16 protein-coding genes and 1 pseudogene are annotated in these 19,066 nt (G+C 73.7%); 13 read left to right on the top strand and 4 right to left on the bottom strand.

What is annotated here, in order from left to right:
* The first annotated feature begins 153 nt into the window (after nucleotides 1-153).
* Nucleotides 154-1,803 (top strand): glycosyl hydrolase family 8, encoded by a 1,650-nt coding sequence (locus ASD33_RS36225; RefSeq protein ID WP_056556741.1) that lies wholly within the window; start codon nucleotides 154-156, stop codon nucleotides 1,801-1,803.
* Nucleotides 1,804-1,911: 108 nt separating this feature from the next.
* Here the strand turns inward: ASD33_RS36225 and ASD33_RS36765 are convergent.
* Nucleotides 1,912-3,480: pseudogene (locus ASD33_RS36765) on the bottom strand (FAD-dependent monooxygenase); the annotation flags it as partial.
* A gap of 106 nt (nucleotides 3,481-3,586) precedes the next feature.
* Here ASD33_RS36765 and ASD33_RS09935 point away from each other — a divergent pair.
* From ASD33_RS09935 to ASD33_RS09920, 4 genes are all read left to right on the top strand, one after another.
* Nucleotides 3,587-4,261 carry a 4'-phosphopantetheinyl transferase superfamily protein gene (locus tag ASD33_RS09935; RefSeq protein ID WP_056556733.1) on the top strand — a complete coding sequence of 225 codons (675 nt, stop codon included), beginning with the start codon at nucleotides 3,587-3,589 and terminating at the stop codon, nucleotides 4,259-4,261.
* 102 nt (nucleotides 4,262-4,363) lie between these two features.
* On the top strand, nucleotides 4,364-4,891 hold the full coding sequence (locus tag ASD33_RS09930; protein ID WP_079044683.1) for an SAM-dependent methyltransferase: 528 nt from the start codon (nucleotides 4,364-4,366) through the stop codon (nucleotides 4,889-4,891).
* Nucleotides 4,892-4,954: 63 nt separating this feature from the next.
* Nucleotides 4,955-5,629 (top strand): response regulator transcription factor, encoded by a 675-nt coding sequence (locus tag ASD33_RS09925; RefSeq protein WP_056556730.1) that lies wholly within the window; start codon nucleotides 4,955-4,957, stop codon nucleotides 5,627-5,629.
* Nucleotides 5,626-7,071, top strand: coding sequence for a HAMP domain-containing sensor histidine kinase (locus ASD33_RS09920; protein WP_056556726.1), 1,446 nt, complete (start codon nucleotides 5,626-5,628; stop codon nucleotides 7,069-7,071). Before ASD33_RS09925 ends, ASD33_RS09920 begins: the two co-directional genes overlap by 4 nt.
* Here ASD33_RS09920 and ASD33_RS09915 read toward each other — a convergent pair.
* From ASD33_RS09915 to ASD33_RS09905, 3 genes are all read right to left on the bottom strand, one after another.
* Nucleotides 7,034-7,561: an SgcJ/EcaC family oxidoreductase gene (locus tag ASD33_RS09915; protein ID WP_056556723.1), complete on the bottom strand. Its 528-nt coding sequence runs from the start codon at nucleotides 7,559-7,561 to the stop codon at nucleotides 7,034-7,036. The two genes, ASD33_RS09920 and ASD33_RS09915, sit on opposite strands and share 38 nt — an antisense overlap.
* Before the next feature lie 173 nt (nucleotides 7,562-7,734).
* Nucleotides 7,735-9,123, bottom strand: coding sequence for a carboxyl transferase domain-containing protein (locus ASD33_RS09910; protein WP_056556720.1), 1,389 nt, complete (start codon nucleotides 9,121-9,123; stop codon nucleotides 7,735-7,737).
* 54 nt (nucleotides 9,124-9,177) lie between these two features.
* Nucleotides 9,178-9,636 (bottom strand): cyclic nucleotide-binding domain-containing protein, encoded by a 459-nt coding sequence (locus ASD33_RS09905; RefSeq protein ID WP_056556717.1) that lies wholly within the window; start codon nucleotides 9,634-9,636, stop codon nucleotides 9,178-9,180.
* A gap of 214 nt (nucleotides 9,637-9,850) precedes the next feature.
* On the opposite strand from ASD33_RS09905, the gene ASD33_RS09900 reads away from it, so the two are divergent.
* From ASD33_RS09900 to ASD33_RS09865, 8 genes are all read left to right on the top strand, one after another.
* A complete protein-coding gene (locus ASD33_RS09900) occupies nucleotides 9,851-10,546 on the top strand; it encodes an alpha/beta hydrolase (RefSeq protein WP_056556714.1) in 696 nt (231 codons plus the stop codon).
* Nucleotides 10,547-10,706: 160 nt separating this feature from the next.
* Nucleotides 10,707-11,462 (top strand): amino acid ABC transporter ATP-binding protein, encoded by a 756-nt coding sequence (locus tag ASD33_RS09895; protein ID WP_056556711.1) that lies wholly within the window; start codon nucleotides 10,707-10,709, stop codon nucleotides 11,460-11,462.
* A 46-nt stretch (nucleotides 11,463-11,508) separates the two neighbouring features.
* Nucleotides 11,509-12,381 carry a glutamate ABC transporter substrate-binding protein gene (locus ASD33_RS09890; RefSeq protein ID WP_056557022.1) on the top strand — a complete coding sequence of 291 codons (873 nt, stop codon included), beginning with the start codon at nucleotides 11,509-11,511 and terminating at the stop codon, nucleotides 12,379-12,381.
* A gap of 13 nt (nucleotides 12,382-12,394) precedes the next feature.
* On the top strand, nucleotides 12,395-13,060 hold the full coding sequence (locus ASD33_RS09885) for an amino acid ABC transporter permease (protein WP_056556708.1): 666 nt from the start codon (nucleotides 12,395-12,397) through the stop codon (nucleotides 13,058-13,060).
* A complete protein-coding gene (locus tag ASD33_RS09880; RefSeq protein ID WP_056556704.1) occupies nucleotides 13,057-13,971 on the top strand; it encodes an amino acid ABC transporter permease in 915 nt (304 codons plus the stop codon). The genes ASD33_RS09885 and ASD33_RS09880 overlap by 4 nt, the downstream gene beginning before the upstream one ends.
* Nucleotides 13,972-14,108: 137 nt before the next feature.
* The gene (locus tag ASD33_RS09875; RefSeq protein WP_056556701.1) at nucleotides 14,109-15,710 is read left to right on the top strand and encodes a molybdopterin-dependent oxidoreductase; all 1,602 of its coding nucleotides are present in this window, start codon (nucleotides 14,109-14,111) and stop codon (nucleotides 15,708-15,710) included.
* Between the two features lie 51 nt (nucleotides 15,711-15,761).
* Nucleotides 15,762-17,855 (top strand): hypothetical protein, encoded by a 2,094-nt coding sequence (locus tag ASD33_RS36760; RefSeq protein WP_056556698.1) that lies wholly within the window; start codon nucleotides 15,762-15,764, stop codon nucleotides 17,853-17,855.
* A gap of 42 nt (nucleotides 17,856-17,897) precedes the next feature.
* Complete coding sequence (locus ASD33_RS09865) at nucleotides 17,898-19,034, top strand: sulfite oxidase (protein WP_056556695.1); 1,137 nt, start codon at nucleotides 17,898-17,900, stop codon at nucleotides 19,032-19,034.
* Nucleotides 19,035-19,066 lie beyond the last annotated feature (32 nt).

Here is a 19,066-nt window from a genome sequence, read left to right as displayed (position 1 = left end):
GAGTGAGGAACCGTCAGTTCCGGAACCCGCACCGGATGTCCATGTTCCCGTTGCCGTCCGGGGTCTTGCGCCGGGCTTCCGCCCTCTCTACTCTCCCGGCCAATGGTTAGGAATATTTCCTAACCATTGGCCATGGAGGGAAAGGGAGTTGTCATGCGTCGACGAAGCGTCTCGCTTCTCGGGCTCGCGGGTCTGCTGGCGTTGCCCCTGACGGTCATGCCGCAGGCGCAGGCCGCCGACGGCCTGGTGTCCACCGGAAAGGCGGTGACCGCCTCGTCCGTCGAGACCTCGGCCTTCGGGGCCGGACTCGCGGTGGACGGCAACACGGGGACCCGCTGGGCGAGCCTCGAAGGGGTCGATCCGCAGTGGATCCGCATCGACCTCGGGGCGAACCACACGATCTCCCGGGTGAAACTGAACTGGGAGGACGCTTACGGCAAGACGTACCGCATCCAGACCTCGGCCGACGGGTCGACCTGGACCGACGTCTACTCCACCACCGCCGGTGACGGGGCGACCGACGACCTGACGGTCTCCGGCAGCGGCCGGTACGTCCGGATGTACGGCACCGGACGGGGCACCGCGTACGGCTACTCCCTCTGGGAGTTCGAGGTCTACGGCGCGCCCAGCGGCGGCGGGAACGGCGGCGGCGGCACGGCCGTGCCCTTCGGCAGCCACCTCAAGCCCTACGCCGCCGGCATGCTGAAGCCCTCCGGCACCCAGGCGACCGTCGACCAGAAGGTCGTGGACTACTACAACCGCTGGAAGTCCGCCTTCGTCCGCCAGAACTGCGGCAACGGCTGGTACCAGATCATCTCGCCCGACGCCGACCACCCCTACGTCGCCGAGGCGCAGGGCTACGGCATGGTCGTCACCGCCACCATGGCGGGCGCCGACCCCGACGCCAAGAAGATCTTCGACGGCCTCGTCAAGTGGAAGATCGACCACCCGTCCTCGGTCAACCCGAACCTCCTCGCCGCCGAGCAGGACACCGCCTGCAAGAGCGTCAACGGCGGTGACGGCGCCACCGACGGCGACATGGACGTCGCCTACGGTCTGCTCCTCGCCGACAAGCAGTGGGGCAGCACCGGGACGTACAACTACAAGGACCTCGCGCTCAAGCACATCGCCGCGATCAAGAAGGACGAGGTCAACCCGACGAGCAAGCTCCTGAAGCTCGGCGACTGGAGCGACTCCGGCGACCAGTACTACTGGATCACCCGCACCTCGGACTGGATGGTCGACCACTTCCGCGCCTTCCGGGCCGCTTCCGGCGACACGACCTGGGACGCCGTGCGCACCGCGCACCAGACCCAGATCTCCCGCCTCCAGTCGACCTACGCGTCCGGCACCGGCCTGCTGCCCGACTTCGTCGTCGACACGAACACCACGCCCAAGCCCGCCCCCGGCCAGGTCCTGGAGGACCCGAACGACGGCGCGTACTGGTGGAACGCCTGCCGTACGCCGTGGCGCATCGCCGACGACGCGGTGACCAGCGGGGACAGCACCTCGCTCGCCGCCGCGCGGAAGATGAACAGCTGGATCAAGACGAAGACCGGCGGGGACCCGAACAAGATCGCCATCGGCTACAAGCTCAACGGCACCCAGATCTCCTCGGGCAGCGAGTCCGCCTTCTTCGCCCCCTTCGCCGTGGCGGCGATGACCGACTCCGGCAGCCAGGCCTGGCTGGACGCCCTGTGGAACAAGATGCTGGCCACCCCGATCGACACCAGCAGCTACTACTCCGCGAGCATCCAGCTCCAGGTCATGATCACGGTCTCGGGCAACCACTGGGTCCCGTAGGCGGCGACGACCGGGCCCCGTGACCCGCACGGGCCGCCGGACATCACCACCGTACGGACAGGGCGGTGAGATATCCGGCCAGGGCGGCACGGTGCCGCCGAGCGGGAAGCGGGCACCCAGCTGCCCGTCGGGGCGGACGACGAAACCCGTGGCGCCGTCGGGGAGGTACAGCCGTGCGAACTCCCCGGCGGCGTCCCGGTACGCGGGCACACCCGGGACACCGGGCGCAGGCGGGTCACCCGCCGTCCCGCCGGGCAGGACCGCGACGGCGCACAGGCCCCCCGGGGCCCGCGCCACCTCGGCCGCCGCCCCGGCGAGACCGGCGGCGTCCTCCCCGTACAGGAGGACCACATGCCCCGGCCGCCCCCGCAGCACATCGAGCAGGCGCAGCGGATAGGCGGCGACCGGCGTCGAGAGCCCGCCGCAGTCCGGCGCCCGTTCGCCGGGCTGCGGCGCGCCGGCCGGGCCGTACGGGACACCGGAGAGCGGACTCCCGGGGTACCCGACGAGCAGCTGGGCCTCGCGGAGCATCAGCGTCGGCAGATCGTCGGGGTCGGCGTCGATGCCCCGGCGGGCGTGCCGGACGGTGCGCCCGACGACCTCCTCGCCCACCGGGCGGCGTTCGGCGTCGTAACTCCCCAGCAGGCCGGGACCGGCCTCGCCCCGCACCACGAGCGCGAGCTTCCAGCCCAGGTTCACGGCGTCCTGGACACCCGTGTTCATGCCCTGGGCGCCGGTCGGCGGATGGATGTGGGCGGCGTCGCCCGCGACGAAGACCCGCCCCGACCCGTACCGGTCGACGATGCGGTGGCTCACCCGGAAGACCGAGGACCAGCGCAGTCCGGAGAGCCGCGCGGGACGCGGCGAGAGCCGGTCGACGACGGCCTGCAGCCGGTCGAGCCCCGGCCCCGCGCCCCGTCGAGACCGTGCGCGACACCGTCCGGCGCCGACGCGGCGGGTGCGGACGGGACGCGCATCGACATCCGGTACCGCCCCGCCCCCGGCAGCGGGACGCAGACCAGCACGTCGTCCGCGGACCCGTCGTCCGTACGGTGGACCGACCGCAGCACATACCCGGGGGGCAGGTCCCAGTCCGCCACGACGTCGCCGAGCATGTACGACTCCGGGAACGCGCCGCCCTCGTACGACAGGCCCAGCGTCTTGCGCACCAGGCTGTGCGCCCCGTCGCAGCCGATCAGATAGCGGACCCCGCAGCTCCTCGTCGGCCCCGGACGCGGCCCGCAGCCGGGCGGTCACACCGTCCCGGTCCTGGGTGAACGACACGAGCCCGGTGCCGCGTTCGACGACCGTGCCCAGGCCCGCGACGTACTCCTCCAGCAGGCGTTCGGTCTCGTACTGCGGCAGCGCGGCGAAGCCGTACGGCACCTCGGGCGGCAGCTCCATCTCCAGCCGGGACGTCTCCCGGCCGTCGACGTACGTCAGTTGGCCGCGGAGCGGGACGGCGGCCTCCAGGACGGCGCGGACCAGGCCCATCCGGTCCCACAGCTCCAGGGTGCGCGGCTGGATCCCGACCGCCTTCGCGTACGGCCGACGGGCCGGCAGCAGGTCGACGATCCGGCAGTGCACGCCGTGCCGGCGCAGCTCACCGGCCGCGCTCAGGCCGACCGGCCCCGCGCCCACGATCAGTACGTCGGTGGTGGTGCCGGTGTGCGCCACGGGTGCCTCCCAGTACGGCCCGGCGGTCCGTACTCCACGGTCACCCGGCACCGCCCATTCTGCGAGCCGTGCCCGGGGCCGCCCCCGGACGGATAGGGTCACGGACATGATCGAGTCGATCGTGCCGGGCGTCGTCGCCACCGCCTGGCGGCACGACGACACCGAAGCGGTGTCCCTCTTCCCCGAGGAGACCGCCGCCGTCGCCCGGGCGGTGGCCACGCGGCAGCGGGAGTTCGCGACCGTACGGCTCTGCGCCCGGCTCGCCCTGCGCGACCTCGGCCTCCCCCCGGCGCCCCTGACGCCCGGACCGCGCGGAGCGCCGCGCTGGCCGCGGGGCGTCGCCGGGAGCATGACCCACTGCGCGGGTTACCGGGCCGCCGCGCTGGCCCGCACGGCGGACGTCGTCTCGATCGGCATCGACGCGGAACCGGCCGGACCCCTGCCCGAGGAGGTCTTCGACGCGGTGACGCTCCCCGAGGAACGGCGACGGCTCACGAAGCTCGCCGCCCAGGCACCGGAACTGCCGTGGGACCGGCTCCTGTTCAGCGCCAAGGAAAGCGTCTTCAAGACCTGGTACCCGCTCACGGGGCGCGGCCTGGAATTCGAGGAAGCGGCACTGGAGTTCACACGGGACGGCGGCGCCGACCCCCGCACCGGCACGTTCCGCGCGGAGCTCGCCGTCCCCGGACCCGTGGCGGACGGCACCCGGCGGGACCACTTCACCGGGCGGTGGCTGGTGAGCGGGGGGCTCGTGCTCACCGCGATCGTCCTGGCCCGGTAGGACACATCGAGGTCGCCCGTGAGACCATGCGGGCCGCTGAGCAGCTGACGACGCGTCCCGAAGCCCGGTCGGTGACGCGGACGAGGAGAGGAAGAGCCATCCATGGCGCAGGAATCCACCCGGCGGCCGGCCGCCTCGCAGCCGGCCCCGTCGCAGCCCGTCGCCGCGCGGCCGGTCGTCTCGCACCCGGTCGGCCATGTCGTCGGCGGGCGCGTCGAGGTGCGGGACGACGAGTGGGGTGACGTGGAGGCCGTGGTGCGCCTGGACGCGGAGGCCTACGGCCCCGAGGCGCTCGCAGGTCTCGACGCCTTCTCGCACCTGGAGGTCGTCTACCACTTCGACCGGGTCCGGCCCGACGCGGTCGAGACCGGCGCCCGCCACCCGCGCGGCAACAAGGACTGGCCGCCGGTCGGGATCTTCGCCCAGCGCGGCAAGAACCGTCCCAACCGCCTCGGGGTCTCGCGCTGCCGTCTGGTGCGAGTGGACGGACTCGACGTGCACGTCAGGGGACTCGACGCGGTGGACGGCACCCCGGTCCTCGACATCAAGCCGTACATGGCCGAGTTCGGTCCGCAGGGGGAGACCTCCCAGCCCGGCTGGGCCGACGAGATCATGCGCCACTACTACTGAGCACGAGCACCACCGGGCGGCGCCGTGGAACCGCGCGAACGGAACTCGAACTAGGGTTTGCCCGTGCGTGTACTCCTGGTGGAAGACGACGAACCGGTGGCGGAGTCCCTGCGGCGCGGCCTGCTGCGCTACGGGTTCGAGGTGGAGTGGGTCACCACGGGCGCGGCGGGGCTCGCCGTCACCACCCCGTACGACCTGGTGCTGCTGGACCTCGGCCTGCCCGACACCGACGGGCTCGACGTCTGCCGGGCGTTGCGGCGGCGCGGAGACGTACCGATCATCGTGATCAGCGCCCGCAGCGACGAGACCGACCGGGTCGTCGGCCTGGAGATCGGCGCCGACGACTACGTCTCCAAGCCCTTCGGCGTCCGTGAGGTGATCGCCCGCATCCGGGCCGTGATGCGCAGGGTCCGGCCGGCCGACCGCCCCTCGGGCCAGCAGCAGTACGGCGCCCGCCTGAGCGTCGACCGCAAGGCCGCCCGGGTCCGGCTCGACGGCGCCGAGGTGCCGCTGACGCCCAAGGAGTACGACCTGCTGTCCTTCCTGACCGAGGAACCGGGCGCGCTGATGTCCCGGGAACAGATCATGGAAGCGGTCTGGGACGCCAACTGGTTCGGGCCGACCAAGACGCTGGACGTGCATGTGGCCGGGCTGCGCCGCAAGCTCGCCGGGGCGGTGTCCATCGAAGCGGTCCGCGGGGTCGGCTTCCGGCTGGTCGTCGAGGCCGAACCGGCGTGATCAAGCGCCTGATCGTCAGCTACGTGGCCCTGGTCGCCGTCGCCCTCGCCGCCTTCACCGTGCCCGTGGCCTTCACGCTCACCGCCCAACTCCGGGGCGACACCGAGGAGTCCGTACGCCGCGAGGCCACCACGATGGCCCTGCTGCTCGGTGACGGCGACGAGCCCGCCCGGCAGGCACTGGCCCGGATGGCGGGGGCGTACGCCGACGAGACACCCGGCACGGTCGAAGTGGTCGCCGCCGACGGCCGGAGCGCCATGCCGCCGCTGCCCCTGCCGGGAGACCCGGGCGACGCGGCGTTCGGCGAGGCGCTGGGCCGGGGTAGGACCACCGTCGACTGGGGGTCGCGGCGCGTCTGGGGGCCACAGCTGGTGGTCACCGTCCCCGTGTACGCGCGCGGAGGTCCGGCCGGTCGGGGAGAGCGGATCGTCGGCGCGGTACGCGTCCGTTACGAGACCGCCGACCTCACCGACCGGCTCTGGCGGATCTGGGGCTTCCGCGCGGTCCTCGCCGTCGGCGTGCTCGCCGTCGCCGCCGGCCTCGGCGCGATCGTCGCCCGGCTGCTGACCAAACCGCTGCGCCAGCTCAACGACATGGCCAGCCGCTTCGGCGACGGCGACCTCACCGCCCGCTCGCCGGTCACCGGACCCCAGGAGACGCAGACCCTCGCCAGGGCCCTCAACCAGGGCGCCGAGCGGCTCGACACGCTGGTGGCCTCCCAGCGCATCTTCGTCGCGGACGCCTCCCACCAACTCCGCACGCCGCTCACCGCGTTGCGTCTGTCGCTCGACAACATCGCGGACGGCGTCGACGACGAGTTCGTCCGCGAGGACGTCGACCAGGCCACCGCCGAGGTCGTCCGGATGAGCCGCCTCGTCAGCGGACTCCTCGTGCTCGCCCGCGCCGAGGCCAAGGTGTCCGCGCCGGAACCGCTGGCGCTGCGCGAACTGGTGGAGGAGCGGCTGAGCGTCTGGCGCCCGGCGGCCGACGAGCGCGGGGTGACCATCGTCCTCACCGGTGACGCCGACGCCCGGCTCCGGGTCCTCGCCGGGCCCGGCAACCTCGACCAGGTCCTCGACAACGTCCTCTCCAACGCCCTGGAGGTCTCCCCGGACCAGGGGACGATCACCGTACGGGTGGACTCCGGCGGCGGCCACGACGAAGCGGTTCTCGAGGTCGTCGACGAGGGTCCCGGGATGTCCGCCGCCGAACAGGCCCGCGCCTTCGACCGGTTCTGGCGCGGCCAGGGGCTCACCGGCCGTTCCGGCTCCGGTCTCGGGCTCGCCATCGTCAAGCAGCTGGTCACGGACGACGGCGGCGGGGTGGCCCTCCGGGACGCGCCCGGCGGCGGACTGTGCGTGAGGATCGGGCTGCGGCCCGCGGCGGAGGGGCCGCCCCGGTGGATCAGCCCTCGGCCGGCAGCACCGAGGAGTGGTGGTTGACGATCAGCCAGTCGCCGCCCCGCTTCTCGTACACATAGGTGTAGCGGGCGTCGACGGCCCGGGTGGCACCGGTCCCCGGGTCCGTGAGGTGGAAGCGGTAGAGACCCGCGTCCAGCGCGGAGTTCTCGTCCAGGACGGTGATCTCCGAACGGAGCTTCTCCCCCCGGGGGCTGTTCCGGAGGAAGTGCTCGAAGTAGTCGGTGATCGCCGCGTGGTCGGTGCGTATCCGGGGCGAGGCGGTCGGCAGCAGCACGGCGTCCTCGGCGTACCGCTCCGTCACCTTCTCCGCGTCCCCGGTCCGCAGCGCCGCGTTCCACCGGTCGAACAGCCCGGCGATCTCCCGCTCGGTGACCTTGGCGGGCCGCCTCTCCTTCTGGTCGGCCTGGGCCGTGCCGACGCCGGCGGCGAGGGTGCCGAGGGCCGCGACGGCGACACCGGCGGCAAGGACACCACGGGTACGGGACCGGGACCGGCCACGGGTGCGGGACATGCGATTCATCGGGGGCTCCTGCAGGGGTCGGCGTGCACCGAACGCCGCTGCGCTCGGGTACGCCCACTCTCGCGGGGGCCCGTACAACGCCCGTACAACCCGCGTACAGGGCACGGACAGGACTTCGGGAAGGACTTCGGGAAGGACTTCGGGAAGGAGGAGAGGGAAGCGATTCAGGGCCGGTGAGCGGACCCGTCCGCCACGACGCCCCGGACCACACCCAGGTCGAGGAGGTCCTCCGGGCGCAGCCGGAGCCGGTCCGCCACCTCGGCCGACTCCTCCGGCGGACGCTTCAGGATGGACGCCGCGAGTTCCGGGGCGATGACCGAGAAGTAGCTGTCGGGCGTCGCCCACAGGTTCTCCGGGGCGGCCAGGGCGAGGGCGCCGCCCGAGCCGCCCTCACCGATGAGGAGCGAGGTCAGCGGGGTGCGGGCGGAGACGACGGCGGCGAAGAGATCGGCTATCGCCGGACCCGCCCCCGCGTGCTCCGCCGCCTCGTCGTTGGCCGCGCCCGGGGTGTCGATCAGCGTGAGGACCGGGATGCCCAGCCGCCCGGCGAGCCGCACGAGCCGAGCGGCCGTACGGAAGCCGGCCGGGCGGGTCGCGGTCCCGCACTGCGCCGCGTAGGCGACGGTACGGCCGTCGGGGCGCCGCCCGAAACCGCAGCGCATGCCCGGGTCGACACCGCCGCAGCGGTCGCCCGAGATCTCCGCGCGCACGGTGAAGTGGGCGTCGAGATAGGCGTCCGCCCGCGGCCGGCCGGGATGCCGCGCCCGCGCCACCGCCTCCCGGCCGCCGTCGGCGCCGGGGACGGCCGCCCCGGGTGCGTCCGGAGCGGCCCCCGGCATCGGGAGCGCGTCCGGCGGCCGGACCGGGCCCGTCCCCACCGGCCCGGTGAGCAGCGAGAGCCAGCGGCCGAGGGTGGCGCGCAGCTCGGCGGGGGCCACCACCGCGTCGACGTGGCCATGGGCGAGCTGGGCCTCGGCGGTGTACGCGGTGGGGTCCGCGTCCGGCGGCCGCACGCGCGAGCCGGCGAAGCCGACCTGGGCGCCCGGCAGGGCGAGGACCACATCGGACCCGGCGCCGAGCGTGGCCCAGCCCCCGCCCGTCGTCGGATCCCGCAGGACCGCGATCTGCGGCAGCCCGGCCGCCCGGGTCAGCTCCGACTCGCGGGCCAGGTACTGGAGCTGGAGCAGCGCCCGCATGCCCTCGTGCATCCGGCTGCCGCCGGTGGCCGGAAGGACGACCACCGGCATCCGGCGCTCCCGGGCCACCGCGTGCGCGAAGGCGATCCGCGCCCCCGTCCGCTCCCCGAGCGAACCACCGAGGAACCGGAACTCGAAGGACACCAGGACCACGGGCACCCCGCCCACCAGGCCCGTACCGCAGACCACCGACTCGGTCTCGCCGGAACGCGCGGCGGCACGGGCGTGCGCCTCGGCGTACCCGGGCCATCCGATCGGCCCGTCACCGGCCAAGGGCCCCTCGGTGAAGGTCAGCTCGGTGAAGTCGTCGGCGACCAGGCCGATCGCCCCGCGTGCCGTCGTCGTCGGTTCCCCCATGCGGACCTCGCAGCTCGTCGCCGGACCCTCGCTCCCCGCCCCGCCATCCGGCCCTCAGGCCAGGATGCCGCTCCCGTGCGGTGCGTACAGGTCGAGGAGCCTGACCCGGGTCACATGGAGGCGGTGGGCCAGGATAGCCCCCACCCAGAACATGACCGAGGCCCCGAACTCGGCGTCCGAGCGGCACATGGAGCGGACCGCCGGGGCGTCGAACTCGTGCGCCCGTACCGGTGTCATCGCCTCCGCCCCCGACTGGCACAGATACGGCGGGAACAGCCACGACACACCGACCAGCTCACCGTGGTGCAGCGTCTCGATCACCGGCGCCCCGCGGCCCGGCACCTTCGCGTCGAGCGTCACCGCACCCGTCTTCAGGATCCAGAACCGGTCGGCATGCTGCTGTTCCTCGAACAGCCGGTGGCCGGACTCGAAGTACACGTCCTCGGCGAAGGCCATCAGGCGCTCCCGGTGCTCCGGCGGCAACGTGCTGACCTTGGGCGCGGCACTGCTCATGGCGGACCCTCCTCGCACACTCGGCTCCCACCACCAGTGTCCGCCAGGCCGCCGCCGTGCGCGCCCGCGCGGCCCGCCGGCCCCCGCGCGACGCCCCGGGACACCGCTCCGGCCGGACGTGCGGGCCCGCCGCCGCTCCCGTAGCGTGACGGCGGGGGTACGGGGCGGGACCGGGGGCGGAGCCCACTTCCTCGCGCAGATCGGTTCGAGACCCATGGCAGACAGGCCCACGATCGTCCTCGTGCACGGATTCTGGGGCGGCGCCGCCCACTGGTCGAAGGTCATCGTCGAACTCCACCGGCGCGGCCACGACAGGCTCCACGCCGTCGAGAACCCGCTCACCTCCCTCGCCGACGACACCGAGCGCACCCGGAAGATGGTCGGCCAGGTGGGCGGCCCCGTGGTCCTCGTCGGCCACTCCTACGGCGGCGCCGTCATCACCGAGGCGGGCGACCTGCCGAACGTGACCGGCCTCGTCTACGTCGCCGCCTTCGCCCCGGACGCCGGGGAGAGCCCGGGACAGCTCAGCCAGGAGACGCCGCCCGAGGCCTTCGACAACATCGTGCCCGACTCCGACGGCTACCTCTGGATCAAGCAGGACGCCTTCCACGACAGCTTCGCCCAGGACCTGACCCAGGAGGAGGCCCTGGTCATGGCCGTCACGCAGAAGGCGCCCCTCGGCTCCACCTTCGGCGACACCGTCACCGCTCCGGCCTGGCGGGCGAAGCCGAGCTACTACCAGGTCTCCACCCGGGACCGCATGATCCACCCCGACAACGAGCGCCGCATGGCCGCGCGGATGAACCCCCGCAAGACCGTCGAGCTCGACGCGAGCCACGCCTCCCTGGCCTCCCGGCCCCTCGAGGTCTGCGACCTGATCGAGCTGGCCGTACGCGAGACGGAGGCCTGAGGACGGGCCGGGGGTCCGCGCGCCGGACCCGAGGTACGGGACCCGGGACCGGCAGGTCCCGGGTCCCGCCGCGTCCGTCCGGCGTGCGGGGGCCGGGCGGAGGGCGGAGCATGAACGTGAGGAGGGACCGGCAATCGGGGGCGTGACCCAGGAGGGTGCCATGCCCGTCCCGGACGGCGGCGACGAGCTGGTCGTGCTGCGCGCGGTCGACAAGCACTTCGGCAGCCTGCACGTCCTGCGATCCATCGACCTGACCGTCCACCGCGGCGAGGTCGTCGTCGTCATCGGTCCCTCGGGCTCCGGGAAGTCGACGCTCTGCCGGGCGATCAACCGGCTGGAGACCGTGGACGACGGCGAGATCGTCGTCGACGGACGGCCGCTGCCCGCCGAGGGGCGCGAACTCGCCGCCCTGCGCGCGGACGTCGGCATGGTCTTCCAGTCCTTCAACCTGTTCGCGCACAAGACGGTCCTCGGGAACGTCACCCTGGGCCAGATCAAGGTCCGCAAGAAGGACAAGAAGGCGGCCGAGCAGCGTGCCCGCGCCCTCCTCGACCGGGTCGGCGTCGCCTCGCAGGCGGACAAGTACCCGGCCCAGCTCTCGGGCGGCCAGCAGCAGCGCGTGGCCATCGCCCGCGCCCTCGCCATGGATCCGAAGGTGATGCTCTTCGACGAGCCGACCTCCGCGCTCGACCCCGAGATGATCAACGAGGTCCTGGAGGTCATGCAGCAACTCGCCCGGGACGGCATGACGATGGTGGTCGTGACCCACGAGATGGGCTTCGCCCGCTCCGCCGCCAATCGCGTCGTCTTCATGGCCGACGGCCGGATCGTCGAGGAGGCGACCCCGGACGAGTTCTTCGGCAACCCGCGCAGCGACCGGGCCAAGGACTTCCTGTCCAAGATCCTCCACCACTGAGCACGGCCGGCCGCCGCCCGACCCACAGCCCCCAGGGGTGATCCTCATGAACCCGACCAGGACCCGCAGGGCCGCCGTCAGGACCGGGAGGGCCACCGTGGCCGCAGCCGCGGCCGTCGTCCTCTCCTTCACCTCGGCGGGATTCGCGCACGCCGCGGCGGGCGGAACGCCCCGCGACCACGGCGACGGCGACAAGATCACCGTCGGCATCAAGTTCGACCAGCCCGGCGTCGGGCTGAAGACCCCCGACGGCACCTACACCGGCTTCGACGTCGACGTCGCCACGTACATCGCCAAGCAGCTCGGCCACGACCCCTCCGACATCGTCTGGAAGGAAGCCAAGAGCGCCGACCGGGAGACGCTGCTCCAGCGCGGCGACGTCGACTTCATCGCGGCCTCGTACTCGATCAACGACGAGCGCGCCAAGAAGGTCGACTTCGCCGGCCCCTACCTCCTCGCCCACCAGGACGTCCTGATCCGCGCCGACGACGCCTCCATCAAGAAGCCGTCCGACCTCAACCACAAGAAGCTCTGCTCGGTCACCGGCTCGACCTCGGCGCAGAACGTCAAGACGAAGCTCGCCCCCGACGCCCAGCTCCAGGAGTACGGCGGCTACTCCGAGTGCCTGACCGGCCTCGAGAACGGTGTCATCGACGCCGTCACCACCGACGACTCCATCCTCGCCGGATACGCGGCGCAGCCCGAGTTCAAGGGCAAGTTCAAGCTCGGCGGCTTCAAGATGAGCAACGAGAACTACGGCATCGGCGTCCAGAAGGGCAGCGACCTCAAGGGCAGGATCAACACCGCCCTGGAGAAGATGGTCGCCGACGGCTCCTGGGAGGCGGCGGTCAAGAAGAACTTCGGCCCGGCCGGGTACCAGAACGAACCCGCCCCGAAGATCGGCGTCATCGTGAAGTGAGCGGACGGCCGCCGTGTTCGACTTCCTCCAGGGGTACGACCTGCTCGGAGCCTTCTGGGTGACGGTGCAGCTCACCGTCTACTCCGCGATCGGCTCCCTCGTCTGGGGGACGCTGCTGGCCGCCATGCGCGTCAGCCCCGTCCCCCTCATGCGGGGCTTCGGCACCGTCTACGTCAACATCGTCCGCAACATCCCGCTCACCGTCATCATCGTCTTCACCTCGCTGGGCCTCTTCCAGACCCTCGGCGTCAGCATGGGCGCCGAACGCTTCACCACCATCAACTTCCGCCTCGCCGTCCTCGGCCTCACCGCCTACACCAGCGCCTTCGTCTGCGAGGCGCTCCGGTCCGGCATCAACACCGTCCCCCTGGGGCAGGTCGAGGCCGCCCGCGCCATCGGACTCAGCTTCCCCCAGGTCCTGCGCATCATCGTGCTTCCCCAGGCCTTCCGCTCCGTCGTCGGCCCGCTCGCCAACGTCCTCATCGCCCTCACCAAGAACACCACCGTGGCCGCCGCCATCGGCGTCGCCGAAGCCGCCCTGCTGATGCGCGAGATGATCGAGAACGAGGCCCAGCTCATCCTCATCTCCGCGATCTTCGCCCTCGGCTTCCTCTGCCTCACCCTGCCCACCGGACTCCTCCTCGGCTGGGTCGCCAAGAAGGTGGCGGTGAAACGGTGAAGACCCGCCCCACCGTCCTCTACGACGTCCCCGGGCCGCGCGCCCGGCGGCGCAACCTCCTCTGGACGCTGCTGTTCCTGCTGGCGCTCGCCGCCGTGCTCTGGTGGGTGGTGGCGAGCCTCGCCGGGAAGAACCAGCTCGAATGGGCCAAGTGGGCCCCCTTCTTCACCGACGCCCGCGTCTGGGAGACGTACATCCTGCCCGCCCTGAAGAACACCGTGATCGCCGCCGGGCTCTCCATGGTGATCGCCCTGCCGCTCGGCGCCCTCCTCGGCGTCTCCCGGCTCTCCGACCACCGCGCCGTACGCGCCACGGCCGGCACCGTCGTCGAGTTCTTCCGGGCCATCCCCGTGCTCATCCTGATGCTCTTCGCCAACGCCGCGTACTCCGAGTTCACCGAGGTCAGCCCCGACACCCGCCCCCTGTACGCCGTCGTCACCGGCCTGGTCCTCTACAACGCCTCCGTCCTCGCCGAGGTCGTCCGCGCCGGCATCCTCGCCCTCCCCGCCGGACAGACCGACGCGGCGAAGGCCATCGGCATGCGCAAGGGCCAGACCATGGCGTACGTCCTGCTGCCGCAGTCCGTGACGGCCATGCTGCCCGCGCTCGTCAGCCAGCTCGTCGTCATCGTCAAGGACACCGCGCTCGGCGGCGCGATGCTCGGATTCTCCGAACTCCTCGCCTCGGTCCGCCCCATGAGCGCCAACTACGGCGCCAACACCATCGCCTGCTTCACCGTCGTCGCCGTGATCTTCGTCGTCCTCAACTTCGCCCTCACCACCTTCGCGTCCTGGCTCGAAGGCCGCCTCCGGCGCGGCAGGAAGTCCACCGGGGCGGTCGTCGGCGCCGAGGCCGTCGCGGAGCTGGCCACACCGGGCGATCACCCGGGCCCGACCGACACGAGGGGGTGAGGAATCCCCGGCGCGCGCGTCGGCCCGCCCCCGCCGGGGCAGAGGGACCGTGAGGACCCGGCCCGCGCCGGGCGCCCGCTCTCCGCCTTCCAGGTGAAACCGCCCACTCGCAGTCCCCTGCCTGCCGAATGAGGAGCATGACCCTCTCACAGCCCCCGCGTGAGCCCACCCGCACCGACCGGCTCCTCGCCGCCCTCGGCGGCCTCGTCTCCGCCTACGTCTCCCTCGCCGTCGCGGACCTCGCCTCCTTCTGGGTGCGGCCCGAGGCCGGCCCCGTCATCGCCGTGGGCGGCGCCGTCGTCGACCGGACCCCGGCGGCCGTCAAGGAATGGGCGATCCGCGCCTTCGGCGAGAACGACAAGGCCGTCCTCCAGTTCGGCATCCTCGTCATCCTCGGCGCCCTCGCCGCGGCCGTCGGACTCCTCGCGCTCCGGCGCCCCCTGCTCGGCGCGGCGGCGGTCGGCGCGTTCGGCGTCCTCGGGGCGCTCGCCGCCGTCACCCGCCCGGACTCGGATTCGGCCGCGGACGCCCTGCCCTCCCTCGTCGGAGCAGCCGCCGGCGCGCTCCTCCTGTACGTCCTGATGGTCCGCCTCCTCGCCGGGCGTCCGGTGCGCGCGGGGGGCGCCGGGGACCCCGTCGCCCGTTCCGACCGCCGGGGCTTCCTCGTCGTCGCCGCCTCCGCCGGCCTCGTCGCGACCGGCGCCGCCGCGGTCGCCCGCTCGGTCGGCAGCCCCGTCGAGGAGAACGCCGCCGCCTCCCGCGAGGCCCTGCGCCTGCCCCGGCCCGCGTCCCCGGCGCCGCCCGTACCCGAGGGAGCCGTGCTCCGGGTCCCCGGCATCAGCCCCTTCCTCACCCCCAACCGCGACTTCTACCGGGTCGACACCGCCCTCGTCGTCCCGCGGGTCGACGCCGACCACTGGCGGCTGCGCGTGCACGGCAGCGGAGTGAGCCGGGAACTCACCGTCACCCTGCGGGAGCTGACGGCACGCCGGAACGTGGAGCGGGACATCACCCTCGCCTGCGTCTCCAACGAGGTCGGCGGCACCCTCGTGGGCAACGCCCGCTGGCTCGGCGTCCCCCTCGCCGACCTGCTCCGCGAGGCCGGTGTACGGCCGCCCTCCGAAGGCGGACCCGCCGACCAGCTGGTCGCCCGCTCCGTGGACGGCATGACCATCGGCACCCCCGTCGAGGACGTCATGGACGGCCGGGACGCCCTGCTCGCCTTCGGCATGAACGGCGAACCCCTGCCCTTCGTCCACGGCTTCCCCGTCCGCATGGTCGTCCCCGGGCTCTACGGCTACGTCTCCGCCTGCAAGTGGATCGAGTCGATCGAGCTCACCACCTTCGACGCCTACGACGCCTACTGGGTCCCGCGCGGCTGGTCCGCGCGGGCCCCCGTCAAGACGGAGTCCCGCATCGACACGCCCCGCGCCCTCACCCGCGTCACCGCCGGCACCGTCATGGTCGCCGGGGTCGCCTGGGCCCAGCACCGGGGCATCCGCCGGGTCGAGGTCCGCGTCGACGACGGCCCCTGGCAGGACGCCCGGCTCGCCGCCGAGGACAGCCGCGACACCTGGCGGCAGTGGGTGTACCCGTGGGCGGCCACCCCCGGCCGGCACACCCTCACCGTCCGCGCGACCGACGGCTCCGGCACCACCCAGCCGGAGGAGCGCACCGACCCCATGCCGGACGGCGCGCAGGGGTGGCACTCCGTGGAGGTCACCGTCCGCGGTGCGTAACGAACCGGCTCCGCACGCCCGTTCGTCGCCCGTATGAGGGAGACTGCCTCCGTGCGTGGACATCTTCCGGACGAGAACCCCGGATTCGTGGGACGCCGCACGGAACTGGACCGTGTCTCCGCCGCGTTGGCGGAGCACCGTCTCGTCACCGTGACCGGCGTCGGGGGAGTGGGCAAGACCCGGCTGGCCCTGCGCGCCGCGCACCGCGCCGCCGAGGGGTATCCCGACGGCGCCTGGTGGACCGATCTCTCCCCGCTCGACGGCGACCGGCTCCTCGTCGCCCTCGTCGCCGACTCCGTCGACCTCTCCGACCACACCCCCGGCATGGCCACCACCGGCCTCTGCCACCGGCTCGCCGACGCCCGGCTGCTGCTCGTCCTCGACTCCTGCGAGCACCTCGCCGAACCCTGCGCCCGGCTCGTCGCCGAACTCCTCGCCGCCGCTCCCGGACTCACCGTCCTCGCCACCGGCCGCCGCCCCCTCGGCCTCCCCGGCGAGCTGGCCGTCGCCCTCGACCCGCTCCCGGCCGCCGGAGGCGACGCCCTGGAGCTGCTCCGCCGGGCCGCGGGCGAGGACTTCCCCGCGGCCGGGCCGGCCGGTGAGATCTGCGTACGCCTGGAGGGCATCCCGCTCGCCCTGGAACTGGCCGCCGCGCAGATCCGCCTCCAGGGCGTCGACGCCGTCCGCGACCAGCTCGGCACCCGCTTCGACGCCCCGCCCTCCGCCCGCTTCGACCTGCTCGCCCACCCCGAGCGGGTCTGGCCGAGCCGCCACCAGACGCTGCGCGCCGCCATCGGCTGGAGTCACGAACTCAGCGCCCCCCTCGAACGCCTCCTCTGGGCCCGGCTCTCCGTCTTCCGCGGCCCCTTCGACCTCGCCACCGCGACCGCCGTGTGCACCGGCGGCCCCCTGGACCGGGAGACCCTGCCGGACGCCCTCGCCGGACTCGTCCGCGCCTCCGTGGTCCGCCCCCCGGACGCCGCGGGACGGCACCGGATGCTCGACACGATCCGCGCGTACGGGGCGACCTGGCTGGACCGCACCGGCGGCACCGCGGCCGTCGCCGACCGGCACGCCACCCACTTCCGGGGCCTGGCCCGCCGCGCGGACACCGAGTGGCACGGCGCCCGCCAGCTCCGCTGGTACCGGACCGTCGACACCCACCACACCGACCTGCGCACCGCCCTGGACCGGCTGCTGCGCACCGACCCCGACGCGGCCCTCGACCTCGTCGGCTCCGTCGCCTTCGCCTGGTCCTGCCGAGGCCGCCTCCGCGAGGCCCGCGACGGCCTCGAACAGGCCCTCCTCCTCAGCGAAGCCCGCGGCCGCGCCCGGGCCCGCGCCCTGTGGGCGCTCGGCGTCACCCTCGTACTCCAGGGCGAGTCGGGTCCCGCCCAGGAGGTCAGCGAGCGGTGCGCCCGGGAGGCCAGGTACGCGGAGTACACCGCACGCGCCCCGGACGCCGGGCGGGCCCACCGGCCCGCCGACGACCGCCCCGGTGAGCTGACGCTCGACGCCGCCGCCCTCGCCGGGCTCCTCGCCCTGACCACCGGCCGCCCGACGGCCGCCTACGTCGTCGTCGGCCACGTCCTCGACGCCGCCCGGGGCGGCCCCGCCGAGTCCGCCGCCCGGCTCCGCTGCCGACTCGTCCACGTCTTCGCGCTCATCGGCCTCGGCCGGTTCGCCCGGGCCCGCGAGGAGGCGCTCGCCCTGCACGCCCTGTGCGTGGAACTCGACGAGCACTGGACCAGGACCGCCCTGGAGTACCACCTCGCCCTCACCGGCCTCCTGGAAGGCGACCCGGCATCCGCCGCGGGCCACGCGCGCGCCATGCTCGAAGGCACCCGCCGGCTCGGCGCGAGCCTCGGCGTCGCCCTCGGGCTCGACGTCCTCGCCACGGCCCTCGCGGCCGCCGGCGACGGCGAGCGCGCCGCCGACGTCTCCGGCACCGGCGAGGCGTACTGGCGCTCCACCGGGCAGCCCCGGCGCGGTCTGCCGGGGCTGCGGGCGCTGCACGAGAAGTACACGGACACGGCCCGCGCGACGATCGGCGGGCCCGCCTACGAGGAGATCTTCCTCCGGGCCCTCACCGGCCTCCCGCAGGACGGCCTCGACCGGGCCCTGCGCGGCCCCCGCCAGACCTGAACCCGAAGTGCCGGGCCCCGGGGCACGGCGCACCATGAGGGCATGGACGGATCACCGCGTGGTCTGAGCGACATCAGCGCACCGGCGCGCCTGGCGGGGCCCGAGGAGGGCCTCAGCGCCCAGGAACTGGGCCTCGCGGCACGCAACCACGGCCTTCCGCTGGAAGCCATGCGGTACGACGTCACCCCGCCCGGACTCCACTACGTCCTCGTCCACTACGACATCCCGGACACGAACCCCGACGGCTGGCGGCTCACCGTCGGCGGCCGGGTACTGCGCCCGCTCACCCTGGACATGGACGCCCTCCGCGCCCGGCCCGCCGTCACCCGCCGGGTGACCCTGGAGTGCGCCGGGAACGGCCGGGCGCTCCTCGCACCGCGCCCGGTGAGCCAGCCCTGGCTGGTCGAGGCCGTCGGCACCGCCGACTGGACCGGGGTCCCCCTCGCGGCCCTCCTCGCGGACGCCGGGCCCGCCGAGGACGCCGTCGAGGCGGTCTTCACCGGCGCCGACCACGGTGTGGAGCGGGGCGTCGAGCAGGACTACCGGCGCGGCCTCCCGCTGGCGACCGCGGCCGACCCGGCCCGGGACGTCCTCGTGGCGTACGCGATGAACGGGGCGCCGCTGCCCCCGCAGCACGGCAGCCCGCTCCGGCTCGTCGTCCCCGGCTGGTACGGCATGGCCCACGTGAAGTGGCTCCACGACATCACCCTCACCGCCACCCCGTTCACCGGCTTCCAGCAGAGCGTGGCCTACCGGGTCCGGCAGGCCGCCGCCGAACCGGGGGAGCCCGTCACCCTCATCGCGCCCCGGGCCCTGATGGTGCCGCCCGGGTTCCCGGACTTCATGTCCCGGACCCGCGTCGTGCGCCCCGGACCGCTCACGCTCACCGGACGGGCCTGGTCGGGGTACGGGCCGGTGGCCCGCGTCGAGGTCAGCGAGGACGGCGGGGCGGCCTGGACGGAGGCCGAGATCGTCCGGGACCCGGCGCACCCCTGGGCGTGGTCGGCCTGGCGTGCCCGTTGGACGGCGACACCGGGCCTGCGGCACCTGACCGTGCGGGCCACCGACGCGGCGGGGCACATCCAGCCGCTGGTGGCACCCTGGAACCGCGGCGGCTTCGCCAACAACCTCGTCCAGCGGGTCGAGGTCCTCTGCGTCCCGGAGCCGACGGCCGCCTGAGGGACGGCGGCGACCTGCCCGCCTCCTGCCCC

The organism is Streptomyces sp. Root1304 (genome assembly GCF_001426405.1).
In the GTDB taxonomy this organism is placed as follows: domain Bacteria; phylum Actinomycetota; class Actinomycetes; order Streptomycetales; family Streptomycetaceae; genus Streptomyces.
This window is presented reverse-complemented; position numbering and strand designations above follow the sequence as displayed.